Annotated in this window: 12 protein-coding genes; 11 read left to right on the top strand and 1 reads right to left on the bottom strand. The window is 59.1% G+C overall.

The genetic code is table 11. The features are described 5' to 3' along the window. Window positions 1–165: 165 nt before the first annotated feature. The 11 genes from ACODSV_RS17500 to ACODSV_RS17450 all read left to right on the top strand — a co-directional run bounded on the left by ACODSV_RS17500 (window position 166) and on the right by ACODSV_RS17450 (window position 17677). Entirely contained in the window at window positions 166–876 is a 711-nt protein-coding gene (locus ACODSV_RS17500; RefSeq protein WP_150055012.1) for an SIMPL domain-containing protein, read from the top strand. 195 nt (window positions 877–1071) lie between these two features. Further along, window positions 1072–4962, top strand: a complete 3891-nt coding sequence (locus ACODSV_RS17495) for a dermonecrotic toxin domain-containing protein (protein WP_489045309.1) — start codon at window positions 1072–1074, stop codon at window positions 4960–4962. Window positions 4963–5071: 109 nt separating this feature from the next. After that, a complete protein-coding gene (locus tag ACODSV_RS17490; RefSeq protein ID WP_150095253.1) occupies window positions 5072–6673 on the top strand; it encodes an ABC transporter substrate-binding protein in 1602 nt (533 codons plus the stop codon). A gap of 258 nt (window positions 6674–6931) precedes the next feature. After that, window positions 6932–8560: an ABC transporter substrate-binding protein gene (locus tag ACODSV_RS17485; RefSeq protein ID WP_024073416.1), complete on the top strand. Its 1629-nt coding sequence runs from the start codon at window positions 6932–6934 to the stop codon at window positions 8558–8560. A 365-nt stretch (window positions 8561–8925) separates the two neighbouring features. Further along, window positions 8926–10470: an ABC transporter substrate-binding protein gene (locus tag ACODSV_RS17480; RefSeq protein ID WP_411736762.1), complete on the top strand. Its 1545-nt coding sequence runs from the start codon at window positions 8926–8928 to the stop codon at window positions 10468–10470. A gap of 171 nt (window positions 10471–10641) precedes the next feature. Then, complete coding sequence (locus tag ACODSV_RS17475; RefSeq protein ID WP_024073414.1) at window positions 10642–12039, top strand: OprD family outer membrane porin; 1398 nt, start codon at window positions 10642–10644, stop codon at window positions 12037–12039. Window positions 12040–12119: 80 nt separating this feature from the next. Beyond that, entirely contained in the window at window positions 12120–13718 is a 1599-nt protein-coding gene (locus ACODSV_RS17470; RefSeq protein WP_150055017.1) for an ABC transporter substrate-binding protein, read from the top strand. Window positions 13719–13794: 76 nt separating this feature from the next. After that, window positions 13795–14805, top strand: a complete 1011-nt coding sequence (locus tag ACODSV_RS17465) for an ABC transporter permease subunit (protein ID WP_003215992.1) — start codon at window positions 13795–13797, stop codon at window positions 14803–14805. A gap of 10 nt (window positions 14806–14815) precedes the next feature. Continuing rightward, on the top strand, window positions 14816–15727 hold the full coding sequence (locus ACODSV_RS17460) for an ABC transporter permease subunit (protein ID WP_026139829.1): 912 nt from the start codon (window positions 14816–14818) through the stop codon (window positions 15725–15727). A gap of 10 nt (window positions 15728–15737) precedes the next feature. After that, complete coding sequence (locus ACODSV_RS17455; RefSeq protein ID WP_024073411.1) at window positions 15738–16706, top strand: ABC transporter ATP-binding protein; 969 nt, start codon at window positions 15738–15740, stop codon at window positions 16704–16706. Then, window positions 16706–17677 carry a peptide ABC transporter ATP-binding protein gene (locus tag ACODSV_RS17450; RefSeq protein ID WP_024073410.1) on the top strand — a complete coding sequence of 324 codons (972 nt, stop codon included), beginning with the start codon at window positions 16706–16708 and terminating at the stop codon, window positions 17675–17677. Before ACODSV_RS17455 ends, ACODSV_RS17450 begins: the two co-directional genes overlap by 1 nt. Before the next feature lie 200 nt (window positions 17678–17877). On the opposite strand, the gene ACODSV_RS17445 is transcribed toward ACODSV_RS17450, so the two are convergent. Further along, window positions 17878–18144: a hypothetical protein gene (locus ACODSV_RS17445; protein WP_454843899.1), complete on the bottom strand. Its 267-nt coding sequence runs from the start codon at window positions 18142–18144 to the stop codon at window positions 17878–17880. Window positions 18145–18547 lie beyond the last annotated feature (403 nt).

The following is an 18547-nucleotide window of genomic DNA, read 5'->3' as shown; positions in this document are numbered from 1 at the left end:
TATAAACGAAGCAGCACCGCCGACACGGCGTGTGTGGCTCTTTGACGCAGGGCGGGCAAATGACCGTTCGTCGGCAGCGCCCCAACCTGTAGCTAATGTGTAAACCCGAAGAACCCAACGTGACCGTCTACAGTCATACCGATACGCCCCCCCTAAGGAGCTTCCATGTCTCGTTTCATTCGCAGTGCAGCCATCGTCACCCTCAGCGTCGGCAGCCTCGCCAGCCTTCAGGCCATGGCCGCCGATGAGCTGCATTACAACCAGATTGCCCTGCGCGCCGAGGTCAGCCAGGAGGTGGCCCGCGACCAGATGATCGTCACCCTTTACACCGAATCCCAGAACAGCGACCCGGGCAAGCTCGCCGCCGAAATCACCACCACCATGAACAAGGCACTGGCCCAGGCCCGCGAAGTCAAAGGCGTGACCCTGCGCCAGGGCAGCCGCAACAGCTACCCGATCTACGACAACAAGAACCAGAAAATCACCGGCTGGCGTGAACGCGCCGAATTGCGCATGGAAAGCGCGGACTTTGCCGCGCTGTCCAAGCTCACCGGCGAGATGCTGACCAACCTGAAAATGGACAGCATGGACTTCGCCATTGCCAACCCGACCCGCAAGGCCAGCGAAGATGCCCTGCTCAAGGAAGCCGTCACCGCGTTCAAGGCTCGCGCACAACTGGCCACCGACGCACTGGGGGGCAAGGGTTACAAGATCGTCAACCTGAACTTCAACACCAATGGTTATCCACAGCCGTATGCACGCGGCGGGATGATGATGAAAGCGGCGGCGATGGATTCGGCGCCGACGCCAGAAGTAGAGGCTGGGACCAGCCAGGTCAGCATGTCGGCGGACGGCGTGATCGAAGTCCTTCAATAAAAGCCCTGCTCCATCAAAAAACGGCGCGGCCTCAGGCAGGCGCCGTTTTTTTTCCATAAGTCGCAATGCGCCGTAACCCATCCTGAATTGCAGTCATGGAATGTTTTGCCGGGCTTTCAACACACATTTGTATCCACAGACTGACAAGGAGTGATCTGCGGGTGTGTGTTCAAACCACTAGCGAGAACTCCATAAATGACACTATCCACCTTCGCACCTCAGCCAATCCAATCCATCAGCCCTGATTCAGCCCTCCACTCAAGAGGCGCGTCAAATACTGCTGCGTCGTTGCCCCCACGCACCGAGGGTGATAGCCAACTGGTGGACAATGTCCTCAGTGTGCTCAACACCGGCATACGGGAGCATGGTACGCCGGTCCAAGTTCCTCCGAACTCCACGCTGGGGCGGTGGCGAACGCAATTGGCCATCGCGTTGAAAAATCCGGACTTTCAGAACTGGCTAAAGGAAAAGGGCATCACCCCGGCAAGTATCGTCATCCTCCCCGACACCAACGCCATTTCCGCCGCCATCAATCATCATCGCGTGACGTTCAGCCTGAACGACAATTCCGGCTGGTCCACCGTTGCCGGTCCGATCCTGGCGGCGAGCAAAGTGGTCACCAGCAACGGGCAAGATACCGTTCACTACAACGACGCCTTCATCGATACCACCGAACTGGGGAAGGTCGCGGACTTTTATGGTGTGCCAGACCTTGCTCCAGCGACGGTCAAAGAACTCGACCGTACCAGAACGTTTGCGCCGATCGCGTCAACGGATACAGACAGGTCGCCCGCGGTGCGCGGCGAACAAGCATTAGCCGTGCAGCAACGCACGGTGGCAAACATCTATAAGCGTCATGAACGCATTGCCCATCCAGCCGCGCCTGGAGATGCCGAGCTGGTGCAAAACTTTACCCGCGAATGGCAGAAAAAAACCGCGGGTGGCGTCCCCGGCATGGTCAAGGTCCCGACGCAGACGGTATTGGGGCAATGGCTCGCGCTCTATCGCAGCGAACTGGAACGCCCCGTGGTTCAAGGGTGGTTGCGTGAGCAAAAAATCGATCCGGGCACGCTGAAAATCACCCCGTCTACCGGCGCCCTGTCCGCCAGTGTCGACGGTGTGCTGAAGCACTTTTCCTTGACCGACTCTTCAGGCTGGCGACAAATCGCTGGCCCACTGCTTGAGATCGCCAAAGTCATTGCGCCCGATGCGAATCAACCACTGAATGTGTCGTTTGGGACAAACTCCATGGCCGCCTCGCTAAAGACAGTGGCCAAGTTTTACGCTGAACGTGACCCTGCCAACGTGGACGGAAGCAGGACGCGAATCGCCCAATTGAACAGCCAGAAAACCTTCGACGCTCCCGCCACCGAAAAGCAATCAGCACAAGCCCTTGAAACCCAGCGAACGAAGGCTGAAAAGGTCTATGCCGAAGCCCCTCAAAAGCTGGCGTTCACAAAGCTGGCAACCGGCGTTGCGCAGGCGTATCCAAACCCTCGGGCAGAGGCAAGGCAACAGGCGGAAAACATTCTCAGGGCGCATCTGCCCAAGGATGAACTGGCCAAACTTGAGCCGTTGAATGCGGACAACCTGTACCTGCATCGTTTTCACGGCAACGCCGCCGCCGGCACCACCGACAAGACCTTGTCGGGTCGGCAATTCAACGTTGAACCGAGCCTCTCAAAAACCCTCACCGAGGCCGTATTGGCGAACTTCTCGGAACAGGATTGGCTACCCGGCGTGCTCGATGCAGATGCCGCCATCTACACCGTTGGCCCTGGGCAAACCGCAAAGAACGGGCATTACGGCGAGGGCAACGAAATCCGCCTGGCACCGTCTGTGTTCATGCGCGGCGTTGCCGATGCCAACCTGCAAAGCCGGGTAACGGAGCAAATAACCCAATTCTGGAAGACCCTGGGCACCGACTACCGCACGGTCCAGAAAGGTAACTTCGTTAATCAGGCACGCCAGCAATTGAAGGCCTTTGAGTTAAAAACGCCTGCTGAACAAGCGTTACAAGCCGCCGAGCACACGTTCACCCGAGACGACTACACGCTGGTGATGGCCGCCGCCAATGTTCCCCTGGATGAGAAAGCCCCCACCACTGTTGAACAACTGCAAACAGAGTCGCCCGCAAAAGGCAAACTCAGGGCGCATGTCTTCGATATAAACGGCTACCCAAGCAACATCATTCGATTGGCCGATCTGGATGACGGCCAATCCAACTACGAAAACAACCGCCGAGACGGCAGGCAAATTCTCTACATACCTGACGCCACCCCTGCATTTGTCCGCTTCGACTCGCTGAAAAAAATGGATGAATGGGTGGTCGAGCAAGCCAAGGACCCGCAAAAGCGCGAAGCCCTCGCATCGCACTTTTCGTTGTACAACCGCCAGGACGGCGGCCTTTTCGGTAAGTACGGGGTCGATTCATCGCTGGCTCACCTGGCCAACGGCGATTGGGAGAACTGGGAAGGCAAAACCATCGATCGTGGCAACGTCAAGATCGACGGTGACGTGTTTACGCACCTGCAGAACGAGGCAAAGGAGCGCATGACGAGCGACGCCGACACAGTCATCAAATCCAACAGCGAGGTCACGCGCGATACCTGGCTGAATGATCTCTCGGCAGCTGCGGGCCTCTTCGGCAAACTGGCGCCGCTGGGAGCTCCCATAGCCGGTATCGCGGTACTCACCGGGGCTGCTGAACTGACGATCGGCGCCGAAAAAAACCGTTCCGGTGACACCCAGGCAGAACGCACGGACGGCGCCTGGAAAGTCTTTGATGGCACGCTTAATACCTTGTTTTCAGCGGGCGCCAGTGGCGCCGTGAAAGACCCGTTTGAACTGCCGGCCGAGGAACCCCTACCGCCCGGAAAGCCGACGATCGCGGTCGATGAAAATGAGATCAAAGCGCCGCAAGCTGGAGGCTCTGGCAACCGCCCGACACCGGGGATACCGGATTTGACTGTCAACCGCTTCCGTATGCCTTCATCCAGCCTCGTGAAAATGAGCGAGCATGCCGTGCCTAATGGCGAGCAATTCATCGCCAACACCACGCCGGATGCGATGGGCGTTTATCGAGTGACGGACAGCGAGGGCAAGCGCTGGAACTTTGTCCGCCATACCGATGAAACAGGCCGCAGCAAGGTATTCGAGATCGAAAGCGCTTACAGAATGGGGGATAGCGCAACGTCGATTATCAGCCCCGCGACCGGCAGGGCGGTGATGCGCGTCCATCCTGGCCGTGAGGGGGAATGGGTAAGGGCGCCGGCGGATGGCGGCATGAGAATAAAATGGCCATGGGAACGCACACCATCGCCTACTCCGAGTGATGAAATGAAGTCCCCCCGCTCTTTTGCCAGTCAATTCGGCGATCACGATGACAAACTATTGCCCTTCGCTCAAAGGGCTGACGAACTATTGAAATTCAACGACGCAATCCATTACACGCTTGGCAGTAAAAACTACGAGGCCAACGGGGCCATCAAGGCCAACACCATCGTGTCCTGGAGCATCGACGATACTGGGTTCTCAGTTGAGCCCAGCGAAAAAGCACAAATCACCCAGCACAGTTCAAGCGAGTATTCCCCCAACTTTCTATTGGATCTAAACCGTAACCCTTACGCAGTGACCACGAAGGAAAATGGGCTATCCGTCACACATCAACTGAATGCAGGGGCAAGCACGTCCGAGGGCATCAGGGAAGCAAGATTGAAGCAGTTTGAGGAAACAATTGCTGACCCCGATCTGCGCGCCCGTATCTCCGAGGTAGCCCATCAAGGCGCCTTAGGACCCGGCTCCAGTAACTTGAACGGGACGACACTGCAAGACGGCTATTACTTCGCCGCTGACGATACCCAGTTTCACATTGATCACGACCCCGCCAAGAACCTGGTCAACGTTCGGATCACGGCCAAAGGGCACCTCTCAAACCCGGGACAGGATCTCAGCCGTGTTCCGGGCGCGGAGATCACAATCACAAGGTTCTTCACAATACGGGAGAGCAACGAGTTGGGCAGCTCATATGCGATCGACAAAAACGCCCCATCCCATATCGCGGTCTCCATCGCACCCAATCCGTAAAGCCGGGGGATAACTTCCCTCTTACCTGATCCCCCTGAACGGCGGTAACCTCGGTGACCGCCGTTTTCGTTTGGGCAGCGCTCAAATGCCAGCCACTTCAGGGGTCTCCATGGAAAGAATCACCTTAAAACCACTGCTTCTCGCCGCCGGCCTGCTGGCCTTTATGCCGCTGGCTCAGGCCGCCAGCACGTTGGTCTACTGCTCCGAAGCCAGCCCCGCGGGTTTCGACCCCAGCCAGTACACCAGCGGCACCGATTTTGATGCCTCGGCGGAAACCGTGTTCAACCGCCTGACCCAGTTCAAGCGCGGCGGCACCGAAGTCGAGCCCGGCCTGGCAACCAGCTGGGAGGTGTCCAAAGACGGCCTGACCTACACCTTCCACCTGCGCGATGGCGTCAAGTTCCACACCACCGATTTCTTCACGCCCACCCGCGACTTCAACGCCGATGACGTGCTGTTCACCTTCAACCGCCTACTGGATGCCGACAGCCCGTTTCGCAAGGCCTACCCCTCCGAGTCGCCGTACTTCACCGACATGGGCCTGAACACCACGATCAAGAGCGTCGACAAACTCGACGAGCACACCGTGCGCTTCAACCTGAACAATGTCGACGCCGCCTTCGTACAAAACCTGGCGATGAGTTTCGCCTCGGTGCAGTCCGCCGAGTACGCGGCTCAATTGCTGAAGGAAGGCAAGGCCGAAGACATCAACCAGAAACCGGTAGGCACCGGGCCGTTTGTGTTCAAGCGTTACCAGAAGGACGCGCAGATTCGCTATGTGGCCAACAAACACTATTGGAAGCCCGAGGATGTGAAGCTCGACAACCTGGTGTTCGCCATCACCCCGGATGCCGCGTCACGCCTGCAGAAACTCAAGGCCGGCGAATGCCAGGTCAGTGGCTATCCGCGCCCCGCCGACATCGAGGTGATGAAACAGGACCCCAACCTGCGCGTGCTACAGCAAGCCGGTTTCAACCTGGGCTTCCTGGCCTACAACGTGACCCACCCGCCGCTGGACCAGCTCAAGGTGCGCCAGGCCCTGGACATGGCTATCGACAAACCCGCGATCATCAAGGCCGTTTACCAAAGCGCCGGACAATTGGCGCAGAACGCCTTGCCACCGGCGCAGTGGTCTTATGACCCGACCATCAAGGACGCCCCCTACGATCCGACCAAGGCTCGGGCGCTACTAAAAGAAGCAGGGGTTGCACCAGGTACGACCATCAACCTGTGGGCCATGACCGTGCAACGGGCTTCCAACCCGAATGCGCGCATGTCGGCGCAAATGATCCAGCAGGACTGGGACAAGATCGGCATCAAGGCCAACATCGTCAGTTATGAATGGGGCGAATACATCAAGCGCGCCAAGAATGGTGAGCACGATGCGATGATTTACGGCTGGACCGGCGACAACGGCGACCCGGATAACTGGCTCGGCGTGCTCTACAGTTGTGCTGCGGTCAAGGGCAGCAACTACGCCAAATGGTGTAACCCGGCCTACGACAAACTTGTCCAACAAGCCAAACTCAGCAGCGATCGCGAGCAGCGCATAAAGTGGTATCAACAGGCACAGAAAATCCTTAAGGAACAAGTACCTATAACGCCTATTGCAAACTCGACGGTTTTCCAACCCCTACGAAAAGAAGTGCGAGACTTCAAGATCAGCCCGTTTGGATTGACGCCTTTCTACGGCGTGAGTCTAGATAAGTAACAGCCGCGCCCCAACCGGGTGCGCCAGGCGCGCCATATGGGTCTTTTTGGTGCGCCTGGCGCACCGAAAAAACCCTCTAAACATGCCCATTTGTGTCAAAACTTTCATAATTGCGACATTCGTGTACGTTCGTACCACTCTTTGCCGCTTGCAACCGTTCAGCATCTTGCAATGGGTATGGCCCCTGCATAAGTATCCGCAGGCCGACTCACGAGGTCGCCCTCACCACCAAAAATGACAACAAATCATGAGGCCAACATGCTTAAACACGCAGTCCTTCCGTTATTAGTGAGCGCTGGCCTTATGGCCGCCGCCCCCTTTGCCCATGCGGCAACTAACCTGGTGTTCTGCTCCGAAGGGAGCCCGGCCGGTTTCGATCCAGGCCAGTACACCACCGGAACAGACTTCGATGCTTCGGCCGAAACCATGTTCAACCGCCTGAGCCAGTTCGAACGCGGCGGCACCGCTGTGATTCCTGGCCTGGCCACCAGCTGGGACGTGTCCCCGGATGGCCTGACGTATACCTTCCATTTGCGCGAAGGCGTCAAGTTCCACACCACGCCGTACTTCAAGCCCACTCGTGAATTCTCGGCTGACGACGTACTGTTCACCTTCAACCGGATGATCAATAAAGACGATCCATTCCGTAAAGCCTACCCCACCGAGTTCCCGTACTTCACGGACATGGGGATGGACACCAACATCAAGAACATCGAGAAAATCGATGACCACACCGTCAAGTTCACCCTTGGCACCGTGGACGCCGCTTTTATCCAAAACCTGGCGATGAGCTTCGCGTCGATCCAGTCGGCTGAATACGCCGCCCAACTGTTGAAGGAAGGCAAAGCCCCGGACATCAACCAGAAGCCGATCGGCACTGGCCCGTTCGTGTTCAAGAGCTACCAGAAAGACTCGAACATCCGTTACACCGGCAACAAGGACTACTGGAAGCCTGAAGACGTCAAGATCGACAACCTGATCTTCGCCATCACCACCGACCCATCGGTACGCATCCAGAAGCTCAAGAAAAACGAATGCCAGATCACCTTGTTCCCACGTCCGGCCGACCTCAAGGCGCTGGGCGAAGACAAGGACCTGAAACTGCCGCACCAGGCCGGTTTCAACCTGGGTTACGTTGCTTACAACGTCATGGACAAGATCAAGGGCAGCGACCAGCCTAACCCGCTGGCAGACCTGCGCGTGCGCCAGGCGCTGGACATGTCGGTGAACAAGCAGCAGATCATCGACTCCGTCTACCAGGGCGCCGGTCAACTGGCCGTCAACGCCATGCCACCGACTCAATGGTCCTACGACACCACCATCAAGGATGCCAAGTACGATCCGGAGAAAGCCAAAGCGCTGCTCAAGGAAGCCGGCGTCAAGGAAGGTACCGAGATCGTCCTGTGGGCCATGCCGGTCCAGCGTCCGTACAACCCGAATGCCAAGCTGATGGCTGAAATGCTGCAGAACGACTGGTCCAAGATCGGCCTGAAGGTCAAGATCACCAGCTACGAATGGGGCGAGTACATCAAGCGCTCCAAAGGCGGCGAGAACCAGGCCATGATCATTGGCTGGAGCGGCGACAATGGTGACCCGGACAACTGGCTGAACGTGCTGTTCGGCTGTGATTCGCTGGCCGGTAACAACTTCTCCAAATGGTGCGACAAGAAATTCGACGGCATCGTCAAAGAAGCCAAGGCTACATCGGATGTCGCCAAACGCACCGAGCTGTACAAGCAGGCGCAACATATCCTCAAAGATGCAGTCCCGATGACACCTATCGCGCACTCGACGGTGTATCAACCCATGCGCAACTCCGTGCAGGACTTCAAGATCAGCCCGTTTGGCTTGAACTCCTTCTACGGCGTGAGCGTAAGCGGCAAGTAAGGATCACTGGCGGCGGCGTTTCAGAACGTCGCCGTTATTGCATCCGCCTGGACCGTAGGAAACAGACCACATTCGCAATTGCTGCCGTCCTACGGTAACGAACTGCGATTTGCGACTCCGTTGCCTACAAGGTCAGTCAGATTTGACGCATTTACTGCGAAGTCCGCGACCCCTAACGTCGTAGGACAGCAGAGGCATCTAATTCGGAAAGGCTCTTGCTGCGAGTGGGATCAGTGATGTCTCCCTGGCCGAAAGCCCGGGTGATTGCTCGCTGATGATAACTACAAACAAGGATCGGGATCGTCATGCGCCATACCACCGTTCTATCCGCAATTTTTGGCACCAGCCTGCTGGCTGTGGCCACGATGGGCCAAGCCGCCGACAAGAAGAGCCTGGTGTTCTGCTCCGAAGGCAGCCCGGCAGGGTTCGACACCGCGCAATACACCACCGCCACCGACAACGATGCCGCCGAGCCGCTGTACAACCGGCTGGTCGAGTTTGAAAAGGGCGAGACCAACGTGGTGCCTGGCCTGGCGACCAAGTGGGAGGTTTCCGAAGACGGCCTGACCTACACCTTCCATCTGCGCGAAGGGGTGAAATTCCACAGCAACAAGGAATTCAAGCCAACGCGGGACTTCAACGCCGACGACGTGCTGTTCACCTTCAACCGCATGCTTGACCCCGACCATCCGTTTCGCAAGGCCTACCCCACCGAGTTTCCGTACTTCAACGGGATGAGCCTGAACAAGAACATCGCCAAGGTCGAGAAGACCGGCCCACACACCGTGGTGATGACGCTCAACACTGTCGACGCCGCGTTCGTGCAGAACATCGCCATGAGCTTCGCCGCCATCCTCTCGGCCGAATACGCCGAGCAGTTGCTCAAGGACGGTAAGCCCAGCGACATCAACCAGAAGCCGATCGGCACTGGGCCCTTTGTATTCCAGCGCTACCAGAAAGACTCGCAGATCCGCTTTGTGGCCAACAAACAGTACTGGGACCCGAGCAAGGTCAAGCTGGACCAACTGATTTTCGCCATCAACACCGACGCCTCGGTGCGCGTGCAAAAGCTCAAGGCCGGGGAATGCCAGGTCACCCTGCATCCGCGTCCGGCCGATGTCGACGCCCTCAAGGCCGACCCGAACCTGAAACTGCTGACCAAGCCCGGTTTCAACCTCGGCTACATCGCCTACAACGTGCGCCACAAGCCGTTCGACCAGCTTGAAGTGCGCCAGGCGCTGGACATGGCAGTGAACAAGCAGAGCATCCTCAATGCCGTGTACCAGGGCGCGGGACAATTGGCAGTCAACGCCATGCCGCCGACCCAGTGGTCCTACGACGACAGCATCAAGGACGCCGCCTACAACCCGGAAAAAGCCAAGGAACTGCTCAAGGCCGCCGGCGTGAAGGAAGGCACCGAGATCACCCTGTGGGCGATGCCGGTGCAGCGGCCGTACAACCCCAACGCCAAGCTGATGGCCGAGATGCTGCAAAGCGACTGGGCGAAGATCGGCCTCAAGGTCAAGATCGTCAGCTACGAGTGGGGCGAATACATCAAGCGCACCAAGAACGGTGAGCACGATATCAGCCTGATCGGCTGGACCGGCGACAACGGTGACCCGGACAACTGGCTGGGCACTCTCTACAGCTGCGACGCCATCGGCGGGAACAACTACTCCATGTGGTGTGACCCGGCGTACGACAAGCTGATCAAGCAAGCCAAGGTCGTCACCGACCGCGAACAAAGGACTGTTCTGTACAAACAGGCGCAGCAACTGCTTAAAGCGCAGGTGCCTATCACGCCCGTCGCCCACTCGACGGTCAACCAGCCGTTAAGCGCCAAAGTCGAAGGTTTCAAAGTGAGCCCCTTCGGCCGCAACGTGTTCTCAGGCGTCAGTATCACCCCCTAAAAAAATAACCGGATTTGCAGAGAGCGAAGTTGGCTCTCTCGCAAACGTGCAGCCTTGTTTTGGGAATTTTCCTACAGCAAACGTTTGCAATAGCTTGATCGAGTTACACACCCAATAGCCGGTTCACCTAAAAAGACCGGCATAAAAAAGAGAACCAAAGGAGCTTCACCCATGAAACTGAGCAGCAAAGCGCTTCTGGCCTTGGCCATCAGCAGCATCACGGCCACCGCCTATGCGGACACTCAGAGCCAGGACTTCGTGCCTACCACCCTGGCCGGCACCAGCGCGCAAAGCGAAGCCAAAGGCTTTATCGACGGTCAAAGCCTGGGCGGTACCACTCGCAACTGGTTCTCCAGCGAGAAGAAATTCCGCGGCCAGCGCTTTACCTATGAGAAGCACGGTCAGGCACGCACTGACGCCAACCGCACGAACTGGGTGCAAGGCACCATCCTCAACTACTCCTCGGGCTTCACCCAAGGCACCGTGGGCGTGGCCACCGAAGTGGCGGCCTACAACGCTGTGGTCCTGGACCGCAGCAAGCGTGATATCAAGGGCGGTTCCAACCGTACCCTGGCTGACTCCGACGGTGATGCAGTAGGCCAATGGAGCAAACTGGGCTTGGCTAACGTCAAGTTCCGCGTGTCGAACACCACCTTGACCGCCGGTCGCCAGAACTTCAGCAGCGGAATCGTCGACACTATCGGCAACCGTGCCCTGCCTTCGAGCTTCGAAGGTGTGAGTTTCAACAGTGAAGAGTTCAGCAACCTGTCGTTCCAGGGCGGCATCTTCGATCGCGTTTCGCCGCGTACCGAACAAAGCCTGTCGAAATTCCGTTCCGAGTACGGCAATGGCCAGGAAACCGACAAGGTCAAAACCCTGGGCTTCAACTACCAGCCGTTCAAAAGCCTGAAAACCAGCGTGTTCGCCGCCAACGTTGAAGACTTCTGGAACCAGTACTACTTCGGCGCTACCCACGAACTGGGTGATGCACAGACCCTGGCACTGACCACCGGCCTGAACTACTACAAAACCACCGACACCGGCAGCAAGAAGATGGGCAACATCGACAACGACACTTACTCGTTGTCCCTGGGGCTGACCCACCAGGCCCACAGCCTGACCTTCTCGTACCAGGAAGTTAACGGTGACGAGTACTTCGACTACCTGCACGAAACCAACGGCATCTACCTGGCCAACTCCCTGACCTCGGACTTCAACAGCCCGAACGAGAAGTCCTTCCAGGTCGCCTACGCCATCAACATGGCCGAATACGGCGTGCCAGGCCTGAAGTTCAACGTCTACTCGGCGCGCGGCTGGGGCATCGACGGTACTCACTACAACGGTACCGCCTACGGTGAAGCCGGCGCTTCGCGTAGCGACCTGCGCCTGATGGACGGCGAGAAACACCAGGAATACGGCGTTGGCACGTCCTACGCGATTCAGAGCGGCCCACTCAAGGCCACCACCATCCGTGGCACCTACGTGACTCACCGCGCCAGCGCGCAACAAGCTGATGGCAACATCAAAGAGTTCCGCCTGGTCACCACCATCCCGTTCAACATCCTTTAATTAGCGCCAGGTAGACGGCGGGCTCAATCCGAGCCCGCCGTCTACGCTTGTCTGGTCCCATCGATTGCAGAGGGCTCCGAATGAAAATGCTCCCGCTACAAGCCGCTATTGCCGCTGCGCTGTTGAGCGTTGCGATCGGCGTTTCGGCCAAACCGCTGGTGGTCTGCACCGAAGCCAGCCCGGAAGGTTTCGACCCGGTCCTGTACACCACCGCCGTCACAGCTGACGCCGCCGCTGAAACCATGTTCAACCGCCTGGTGGACTTCAAGCCCGGCACCACCGAAGTGATTCCCGCACTGGCCAAGGCCCTGCCGGACATCAGCGCCGATGGCCTGACCTACACCTTCCACCTGCGTGACGACATCAAGTTCCACACCACCGACTACTTCAAACCCACGCGCAACCTGAACGCCGACGACGTGCTTTGGAGCTTCCAGCGCCAACTGGACCCGAAACACCCCTGGCACACCAAGTCCAACGTGGGCTACCCCTACTTCGAAAGCATGGGCTTCAAGGAACTGCTCAAGAGCGTCGAGAAGACTGACGACCACACCGTGGTCTTCACCCTGACCCGCCCTGAAGCACCGTTCCTGGCCGACCTGGCCATGGCGTTTTCCTCGATTCACTCTGCCGAATACGCCGACCAGTTGCTCAAGTCCGGCAAGACCGATGACCTCAATGCCAAGCCCATCGGCACCGGCCCGTTCATCTTCACCCGCTACGCCAAGGACGCCCAGGTGCGCTTCAAGGCCAACCCGGACTACTTCCGTGGCAAGCCGCCGGCCGACCCGCTGATCCTGGCGATCACCACCGACAACAACGTGCGCCTGCAGAAGCTCAAGGCCAACGAATGCCAGATCGCGCTGTATCCGAAGCCGGATGACATCCCAAGCATCAAGAAAGACCCGAACCTGAAGGTCGATGAACTGGCGGCGATGACCACCAGCTACACAGCCCTGAACACCACCCACAAGTACATGAGCGACGCCCGCGTTCGTCACGCGATCAATATCGCGTTCGACAAGGCTGGCTACACTGAAGCCCTGTACGGCAAAGGCAATGCGGTGGTCGGCACCGGCCCGTATCCGCCGACCCTGCTGGGCTTCAATGACAAGTTGAAAAACCCGCCACGTGACCTCGATAAGGCCCGCGCCCTGCTCAAGGAAGCTGGCGTACCAGAAGGCACCGAGTTCACCCTGTTCACCCGTAACGGCGGCGGGCCGACCAACCCTAACCCGATGCTCGGCGCCCAGCGCATGCAGGCCGACCTGGCGCAAATTGGCCTGAAGGTCAACATCAAGGTCATGGAATGGGGCGAAATGCTCAAGCGCGCCAAAGCCGGCGAACATGACATGGTGTCCGCGGGCTGGGCCGGTGATAACGGCGACCCAGACAACTTCCTTACACCGAACCTGAGTTGCGATGCAGCGAAAAACGGCGAAAACTACGCTCGCTGGTGTAACAAAGAATTTCAGGATTTGATCGACAAGGCGCGCGCCATCGCTGAACCCACCCAGCGCGCTGCACTCTATGAACAAGCACTGGACGTTTTCGACAAGGACCAACCATGGATTCCCATGGCTTACCCGAAAATGTTCACCGCCATGCGTAAAAACGTCGAGGGTTATACCCAAAGCCCGCTGACGACCAATAACTTCGCCACCACCCAGGTGAAGTAAATAAGAAAAACGCTCGGCACCGTCGACCTTGACGGTGCCGGACTTGCCTAACCGGCTGATTGAGGTACACCACAAGATGTTTAGTTTTATTGCCCGCCGATTGGGGTTATTGATCCCCACGTTTTTCGGCATCACGTTGCTGACATTTGCGTTGATTCGCATGATCCCCGGCGACCCCGTCGAAGTCATGATGGGCGAGCGACGCGTCGACCCCGAGATGCACGCACAGGCAATGGAACGCCTCGGCCTTAACAAGCCGCTGTATGCGCAATACCTGGACTATGTGGGCAAGCTCGCCCATGGCGACCTTGGCGAATCGCTGCGCACGCGGACCAGCGTGTGGACCGAGTTCACCGCCCTCTTCCCGGCGACCCTGGAACTGTCCATGGCCGCCCTGTTGTTCGCCGGCATCCTGGGCCTGTTGGCCGGGGTGATCGCGGCCCTGAAGCGAGGATCCCTGTTCGACCATGGGGTGATGGGCATCTCCCTGGCGGGATATTCGATGCCGATCTTCTGGTGGGGCCTGATCCTGATCATGTTCTTCTCGGTAAGCCTGGGCTGGACCCCGGTTTCCGGGCGTATCGACCTGCTCTACGACATCGAGCCGCGCACCGGCTTCATGCTGATCGACACCCTGCTGGCTGACGAGCCGGACGCCTTCTGGGATGCGCTGCACCACCTGATCCTGCCGGCCATCGTGCTCGGCACCATCCCTTTGGCGGTGATCGCGCGGATGACCCGTTCGTCGATGCTCGAAGTGCTGCGCGAAGACTACATCCGTACCGCCAAGGCCAAAGGCCTGTCGCCTGCACGCGTGGTGTTCGTCCACGGCCTGCGTAACGCGCTGATCCCGGTGCTGACCGTGGTTGGCCTGCAAGTCGGCACCCTGCTGGCCGGTGCGGTTTTGACCGAAACCATCTTCTCGTGGCCCGGCATCGGCAAATGGCTGATCGAAGCCATTGGCGCGCGGGACTACCCGGTGGTGCAAAACGGCATCCTGCTGATCGCCTGCCTGGTGATCCTGGTGAACTTCGTGGTGGATATCCTCTACGGCTTCGCCAACCCACGCATCCGTCACCAGCGCTGAGATCATGACCATGACCACACCTACTCCCGTGTCAGCAGTCGATCAAAGCCTGCTGTATCCGTCCCCGTACAAAGAATTCTGGCAAGCCTTCTCCAAGAACAAAGGTGCGGTCGCCGGCCTGCTGTTCATGTTGCTGATCGTGTTCTGCGCGCTCTTCGCCCCTTGGGTGGCGCCGCATAACCCGAGCGAGCAGTACCGCGACTTCCTGCTGACCCCGCCGTCATGGCTGGAAGGCGGGCAGATCCAGTTCCTGCTCGGCACCGACGAACTGGGCCGTGACTTGCTCTCGCGCCTGATCCAGGGTTCGCGCCTGTCGCTGCTGATCGGCTTGTCGTCGGTGGTGATGTCGCTGATCCCGGGCATCCTGCTGGGTCTGTTCGCCGGGTTCTTCCCGCGCCTGCTGGGCCCGACCATCATGCGCCTGATGGACATCATGCTGGCCCTGCCGTCCCTGCTGCTGGCGGTTGCCATTGTCGCGATCCTCGGCCCTGGCCTGATCAACACCGTGATCGCCATTGCGATCGTGTCCTTGCCGTCCTATGTCCGCCTGACCCGTGCCGCGGTGATGGGCGAACTAAACCGCGACTACGTGACCGCCGCACGCCTGGCCGGTGCCGGCCTGCCACGCCTGATGTTCATCACCGTGCTGCCTAACTGCATGGCACCGCTGATCGTACAGGCCACCCTGAGTTTCTCCTCGGCGATCCTCGATGCCGCGGCCCTGGGCTTCCTCGGCCTTGGCGTACAACCGCCAACCCCGGAGTGGGGCACCATGCTGGCTTCGGCCCGTGACTACATCGAACGCGCCTGGTGGGTGGTGAGCCTGCCTGGCTTGACCATTTTGCTCAGCGTGCTGGCAATCAACTTGATGGGTGACGGCCTGCGCGATGCGCTGGACCCGAAACTCAAGAACGCCGCCTGAGGAGATTCCCATGTCACTGTTAGAAATCAAGAATCTCAACGTGCGCTTCGGCGACAAGACCGCCGTGCCGGTGGTCGATGGCCTCGACATCAGTGTCGACAAAGGCGAAGTACTGGCAATCGTTGGTGAGTCTGGCTCGGGTAAATCCGTGACCATGATGGCGCTGATGGGCCTGATCGAGCACCCCGGCATCGTCACTGCCGACGCCCTGAACTTCGACGGCAAGGACATGCTCAAGCTGAGCAACCGCCAGCGCCGCCAAATCGTCGGCAAAGACCTGGCAATGGTGTTCCAGGACCCGATGACCGCGCTGAACCCCAGCTACACCGTGGGTTTCCAGATTGAAGAAGTGCTGCGCCTGCACTTGAAAATGTCCGGCAAGCAAGCACGCAAGCGCGCTATTGAGCTGTTGGAAAAGGTTGAGATCCCAGGCGCTGCCAGCCGGATGGACGCCTACCCGCACCAACTGTCCGGCGGTATGAGCCAGCGTGTGGCCATCGCCATGGCGATTGCCGGCGAGCCCAAGTTGCTGATCGCCGACGAACCGACCACCGCATTGGACGTGACCATCCAGGCGCAGATCATGGACCTGCTGCTGGCGTTGCAGAAAGAGCAGAACATGGGCCTGGTGCTGATCACCCACGACCTCGCCGTCGTGGCGGAAACCGCCCAGCGCGTGTGTGTGATGTACGCCGGCCAGGCGGTGGAAGTCGGCCAGGTGCCGCAACTGTTCGACATCCCGGCACACCCCTACAGCGAAGCGCTGCTCAAGGCGATCCCCGAGCACAGCCTCGGCGCCACGCGCCTGGCCACGCTGCCGGGTATCGTGCCCGGCCGCTATGACCGCCCGCAGGGTTGCCTGCTGTCGCCGCGCTGCCCGTACGTGCAGGAAAGCTGCCGCCAGACCCGCCCAGGTCTTGACCCTAAATCCAACAGCCTAGCGCGCTGCTTCTACCCCTTGAACCAGGAGGTGGCGTAATGGCCGTCGTTCTTACCGCCCGCGACCTGACCCGTCACTACGAAGTGTCCCGTGGCCTGTTCAAGGGCCACGCACTGGTACGCGCGCTCAATGGTGTGTCGTTCGAGCTGGAAGCCGGCAAGACCCTTGCGGTCGTGGGCGAATCCGGTTGCGGCAAATCCACCCTGGCCCGCGCGCTGACGCTGATTGAGGAACCGTCCTCGGGGTCCCTGAAAATCGCCGGCCAGGAAGTCGCCGGCGCCGACAAGGCCCAGCGCAAGCAATTGCGCAAAGACGTGCAGATGGTGTTCCAGAGCCCGTATGCCTCGTTGAACCCCCGCCAGAAGGTCGGTGATCAACTGGGCGAGCCGCTGCTGATCAACACCAACCTGTCCGCCGCCGAACGTCGCGAAAAGGTCCAGGCGATGATGAAGCAGGTGGGCCTGCGCCCTGAGCATTACCAGCGCTACCCGCACATGTTCTCCGGTGGCCAGCGCCAGCGCATCGCCCTGGCCCGCGCCATGATGCTGCAACCCAAAGTGCTGGTGGCGGATGAACCGACCTCCGCACTGGACGTATCGATCCAGGCCCAGGTGCTCAACCTGTTCATGGATTTGCAGCAGGAATTCAACACCGCCTATGTGTTCATCTCCCACAACCTGGCGGTGGTGCAGCACGTGGCCGATGACGTGATGGTGATGTACCTCGGCCGCCCGGTGGAAGTGGGCCCCAAGGAAGACATCTACGCCAGGCCTCTGCACCCTTACACCCAGGCACTCCTGTCGGCCACCCCAACCATCCACCCGGACCCGAACAAGCCGAAGATCAAGATCGTTGGCGAGCTGCCTAACCCGCTGAATCCGCCGCCTGGCTGCGCTTTCCACAAGCGCTGCCCGTACGCGACCGAGCGTTGCAGCAGTGAGGAGCCGCTGTTGCGGCCGTTGGATAACCGTCAGGTGGCATGCCACTACGCGGAGCAATTCGTGGCCTGAAGCAGCCCCACCCTCTTGTAGGAGCGAGCTTGCTCGCGAAGATCGTCAACGATAACGCAGCCTTTTCAGGTTTATCGTGGCGCTCTCCGTTTTTTCGCGAGCAAGCTCGCTCCTACAGAGGTTGGGGGTTAACGCGTTCTACAGCCCCTCCCGTCAGGTTGCGCATCAACCGGGCGGGAGGGGCTTTTTTTTTGCCAGGTCTACGTCTGGCTATCGCCTTCATCATCCGGGTTGTCATTGTCCGGCTCGTCGGTGGTGGAGTCGTCATCGTCCTTGCTGCCACCTTGGCCCTCGTCGCCTGGCTCCGCTTCGGACTTGGCCAGTTGCAGGACCTTGCCATGCCCACTCTGCGCCGCAGACACTGCCGCCCCACTCTGCACCGGGTTATGTGCCCAGGCCGTCGACATTCCCAACGACAACAGCACCAGTACCTTCAGCAACAACACTAAGCGTTGAACAATATTCATGGTTGATTCCGTCCGGTCAGTAGGTGAATCGCGCACGGCGGCCGTTTAGTACCGCCAGCGTTGACGCTAGTCCCGATGCCGGATTCTTGCCAATCCCCTGCCTGGTCGAAAGCAAAAATGTGAAAGGGGGCTTGCCCCCGATGGCGGAGTGCCAGCCCCCAATGTACGGGCTGACACACTGCTATCGGGGGCAAGCCCCCTCCCACATTCTGTTTGGCGACGCTCAGGAATTAATGGTGCTTCACGTCCGAATCGCGCACGACGGCCGCTTAGTACCGTCAGCGTTGATGCTAGTCCCAATGCCGGACCCTCGCCAATCCCCTGCCTGGTCGAAACCCAAAATGTGGGAGGGGGCTTGCCCCCGATGGCGGAGTGCCAGCCCCCAATGTACGGGCTGACACAC

The sequence above is a fragment of the Pseudomonas sp. FG86 genome, assembly GCF_057808775.1.
The sequence above is the reverse complement of the archived record's forward strand: the minus strand, read 5'-3'. Positions and strand labels throughout refer to the sequence as shown.